General features: G+C 64.5%; 3 protein-coding genes. 1 reads left to right on the top strand and 2 read right to left on the bottom strand.

Features of this window, described 5'->3' with window-relative positions; all coding sequences use genetic code 11:
• Positions 1–715: carbohydrate ABC transporter permease (locus ACHWRX_RS05145; RefSeq protein ID WP_394658345.1), on the bottom strand; the 715-nt coding region annotated here is incomplete at its 3' end.
• On the bottom strand, positions 712–1,932 hold the full coding sequence (locus ACHWRX_RS05140) for an extracellular solute-binding protein (protein ID WP_394658344.1): 1,221 nt from the start codon (positions 1,930–1,932) through the stop codon (positions 712–714). The genes ACHWRX_RS05145 and ACHWRX_RS05140, both read right to left, overlap by 4 nt.
• 182 nt (positions 1,933–2,114) lie before the next feature.
• Here ACHWRX_RS05140 and ACHWRX_RS05135 point away from each other — a divergent pair.
• A partial coding sequence (locus ACHWRX_RS05135; RefSeq protein ID WP_394658343.1) for a TonB-dependent receptor plug domain-containing protein occupies positions 2,115–4,462 on the top strand: 2,348 nt, incomplete at its 3' end.

Raw genomic sequence — 4,462 nt, 5'->3', positions numbered from 1 at the left:
CCAGGGTCATGACATAGGGCTCGGCGAAGATCTGCAGGAAGCCTGCCACGCTCATCACGGAGGCCAGCAGCAGTGTCGGCCCGATCGCCGGCAAGGTGACATGGCGAAAGCGCCCCCAGCGAGACGCACCGTCGAGCCGGGCGGCCTCCATCAAGTCTTGAGGCACGGCGGACAGCGCGGCGGTGAAGACAATCATGTTGTAGCCGAAGATCTTCCAGGTCACGAACAGCAGGATCGCCGGGATCGAGGCATGGGGATTGCCGAGCCAGTCGACCGGGGGCAGGCTCAGCCAAACCAGCGCGTAGTTGATGAGGCCGAAGCGAGTGTTGAGCAGAAACCGCCAGACCACCGCCGTCGCCACTACGCTGGTGACATACGGGGCAAACAGCGCCACCCGCCACAGCGGTTGCCATCGTACCGTGGTATCGTGCAGCAAGAGCGCCGCGCCCAGCGATGCACCGATCGCCATCGGCACGCCGAGCGCGGCGAACAGGGCGGTGTTCGCCAGCGCCCGCCAGAACAATGCGGTCCGCAAAAGCTCCGTGAAGTTACCCAGGCCGACGAAGCGCACATTGCTCCAATCCGCCAGCGCGTAGATGCTGTAGTCGGTGAGGCTGAGGGCCAGGGCAAGGGTTACCGGCAGCACCAGCATCGCAGCGATAATCGCCAGCACCGGCGCGGTGAACAGCCAGGCAGTGCGTTCCTGGTGGGTCATACGATGCGCCCGGCCTCTACCAGCGCGCGACGCTTGGCGAGTATCTGATCGATGCGGTCATCGATGGTGGCGAGCGCCTGCGGGATGGTCAGAAGCCCACGCACGACACGCTCGGCGACAAGCTGCACTTCGATCTGGATCCGTTCCCACTCGATGATCTTGGGCGCCATCGCGGGTTCGCGCATCTGCTCGGCGAAGGGCCGGAGCACCGGCGCCTGGAGTTGCGGCGAAGCCCAGGCGCTTGCCCGAGCCGGCAGGTTACCGATCAGCTGCTGAAAACGCAGTTCGCTGGCGGCCGAGGTCAGATGCCGAACCAGCGCCCAAGCGGCTTGTGGACGCGCCGTGGCGGCGCTGACCGCCACGTTCGAGGCAATCATCGCAGCAGGTCCCGGGCCGTTCGGACCTGCGAGCCTCGCCACCGCCCAGCGGTCCGCCGGGATTTCCGCGCGGCGGCGATGCAGGTCGAGCAGCAGTGTCGGCCAGCTTGGCCACACGGCATATCGCCCCTGCGCGAAGGCCGCGAAGGGGTCCTGCACTTCCGTCGATAGGGCGCGGGGGGCCAGGTTTTCGGTGAACAGCGAAAGGTAGAATGCGAAGGCGGCCTCTGCCTCTGCCGAACGGAAGTTGCCGCGCGTGTTATGCTCGCGCAGCATCGACGCGCCGGTCTGGTAGAGCATCGAGAACAGCGTGTCGGGCCAGTTCAGCAGGGTCAGGAACACGAACTCGTCCGGGCGGCGGCGCTTGATCGTGCGGCCCATCTCGCGCCATGCGTTCCAGCTTGTCGGCATGCTGGCGTAACCCGCGTCTTGCAGCAGATCGCGGCGGTAAAACTGAACCTGAGGCGCGGCCGCCCATGGAACAGCCCAGTTTTTGCCTTCTACTTGCGCGAGGGCGAGGGCGGCGGGGACGATATCCGTCACCAGATCGGGCGAGGGTACCGGCGCGAGCGCACCGATCGTCGCGAACTCGCCGATCCAGCCGGAGGGCAGCATGAACACGTCTGGCGATACGCCGCCAGCGTATGCGGTCAGCATCTTCTCGTGAGCCGCGGTGGATGGCACCGATTGCACATCGACTTCGATACCGGTCGCGGCCGTGAAGGCGGGCATCAGGTGGGGGGAGTAATCGCCCTCATAGCTGGTCGCCCAGAACCGCAGCGGCGGGGTGGCAGCTTTCGGTCCGCACGATGTGGCAGCCACGACAGCGGCACCCGCCAAGACGTTCCTGCGTGTCAGGCGATCTCCCCGACTGTCCTGCCATGCTCCCATCAACTTCTAATGGCCGCGCGCTCGCCCCGACGCCAGTTGCCCGAGGGGGCGATTGTAACAAGTTGTCAGTCGCCAGGTTCCGCGCCAAACGGCATCACAATAAGCCGAACAAAGCAGGGGTGCTCAGGGCAATGAACAAGACATCGACGATGCGCGGCGTGCTGCTCGCAGGATGCGCCATGATCATGGCAGGATCGCCTGCGCTCGCACAGGAAGCGCCCCGAGACGCATCTCAAGGGTCCGCCCAAAGCACGGACGACACGATCGTCGTCACCGGATCGCGCATCCGCCGGCGCGACTATGCCGCGCCCAATCCGATCGTCTCGTTCGACGCAGCCTCGATCGCACAGTCCGGCAACACCAACGTGACCGCCTTCCTGCAGAGGGTGCCGGCGCTCACCAACTCGTTGGACAGCACCCGCACGGCAGGAAATTCGCAGACGCAAGGCGCAGTGGGCCAGGTCGGCCTCAACCTCCTCGATCTGCGTGGCCTTGGCCCCAATCGCACTCTTGTGCTGGTCAACGGCCGCCGCCATGTCGCCGGCCAGGCGGACAGCGCGGCAGTCGACATCAACACCATCCCCACCGATCTGATCGAGCGGGTTGACGTGCTGACGGGCGCGGCTTCGGCGGTCTATGGTGCCGATGGCGTTTCCGGCGTGGTCAACTTTGTCCTGCGCCGCGACTTCGATGGCATCTCTGCCCGCGCGCAGATGGGCATCTCCGAGCATGGGGATGCGGGCAACCGCTTCGCTTCGATCATCGCCGGTCGCAATTTCGCCGGTGGCCGCGCCAACCTGACGGTCGCCTACGAGTACAATGCCGATGACCCGCTCGCAAACGATGATCGCAGCTATCTGCGTAGCGCCAATCGCGCGAACTTCGTCAACCTGAATGGCTACGATCCGTCCAAGGCCGGCAGCTACCAGAAGGGGCCGGTGCGCGACATCCGCTATCCCGACAGCTCGACCTATGGCATCGTCGATATCGGCGGCGTGCGGTATCGGGGCGACGGGCGCATCTATACGCCAGGCACCGTGCTCGAAAACGATGGCTACTCGACCGGCGGGGACGATACGCCGGTGGCCGGCTATATCGGTGACATCTATCCCAAGACAGAGCGTCACGCCGTTAATCTGCTGGGCCGGTTTGAAGCATCCGATGCCTTCAAGGTCAGCATCGAAGGCAAGTTCGTGCAGAGCACCGCGCGCTCATTTGCCGGCTACGGCGGCAATTATCCTGCGACGGTCACGCTGGACAATCCGTTTATCCCGGCAAATCTCCTCGCAGCAGCGCAGCAAGCCGGGCTGACTTCGATCGACATCAGCCGCAACAACTTCGATATCCCGCGTCGCGGGGAGGAGGATCGCCGGAGGACCTACCGCGGCGTCATCGACGTCACCGGCAGGATCTCCGACCATGCCACTTACGACGCTTACTACACGTATGGACGCACCGATGTGCGCGCGACCAACCTGAACGACCGGCTGAGCGACCGCTTTACCGCCGCGCTCGACGCTGTGCGCGATCCCGCGACCGGGCAGATCGTCTGCCGTTCCGCGGCCGCGCGGGCGGCAGGCTGCGTGCCCGTCAACACCTTCGGCGCCAATACCGTCGACCCGGCGTCCTACGGCTACTACCTGTCCGATCCGGTCAGCAATGCACGGCTCGAACAGCATGTCGTCAACGCATCGATCAGCGGCGACTTCGGAGCGTTGTTCCAACTGCCGGGCGGCCCCGTGCAATTTGCGTTCGGGGGCGAGTATCGGCGTGAATCCAGCCGCTTCCGTCCGGCCCAGGAATTGCTCGACAACGTGTTCTATCAGTATGACGAGTACGTCATCCCGACGCCCTCCAGCGGTAAGTTCGACGTGTGGGAGGCCTTTGGCGAGCTCAACCTGCCATTGTTGAAGGACCGGCCATTCGCGCACCTGCTATCTGTGGGCGCGGCGGGGCGTTATTCCGACTACTCGACTGTAGGCAGCACCAAGACATACCAGTTCAACGGCGTATGGGCTCCTGTCGTGGAACTTACCTTCCGCGGGTCTTACGGGCAGTCCGTCCGTGCGCCCAACATCGCCGAAGTGTTCCGCCCACGTACCGGTGACAGCGATTACATCACCGATCCGTGCTACCTTGGCAACCGTGGCGATGGCACGCAGTACCGTGCGGCAAACTGCGCGGCGCTGATCGGATCGGCTGGCGGTGATGCGGCCAACTTCACCAGCGCCAACAACCCTAACGCCAACATCAACATTCCCGGCGCTCGACAGGGCAATGCCAACCTCAAGGCTGAGACTGCACGCACCTGGACTGCTGGACTGGTCCTACGGCCGCTACCCCGTCTGCAGATCGCGCTGGACTGGTACGACATCCGCATCAAGGACGCGATCAACACCGCCAACGCCTCCACGGTCGCCGCGTTGTGCGTGGATCAGCCAACCACCGATAACCCTTTCTGCGATGCGATCAGCCGGCA

The sequence above is a fragment of the uncultured Novosphingobium sp. genome (genome assembly GCF_964277725.1).
GTDB lineage: Bacteria > Pseudomonadota > Alphaproteobacteria > Sphingomonadales > Sphingomonadaceae > Novosphingobium > Novosphingobium fluoreni.
The sequence above is the reverse complement of the archived record's forward strand: the minus strand, read 5'-3'. Positions and strand labels throughout refer to the sequence as shown.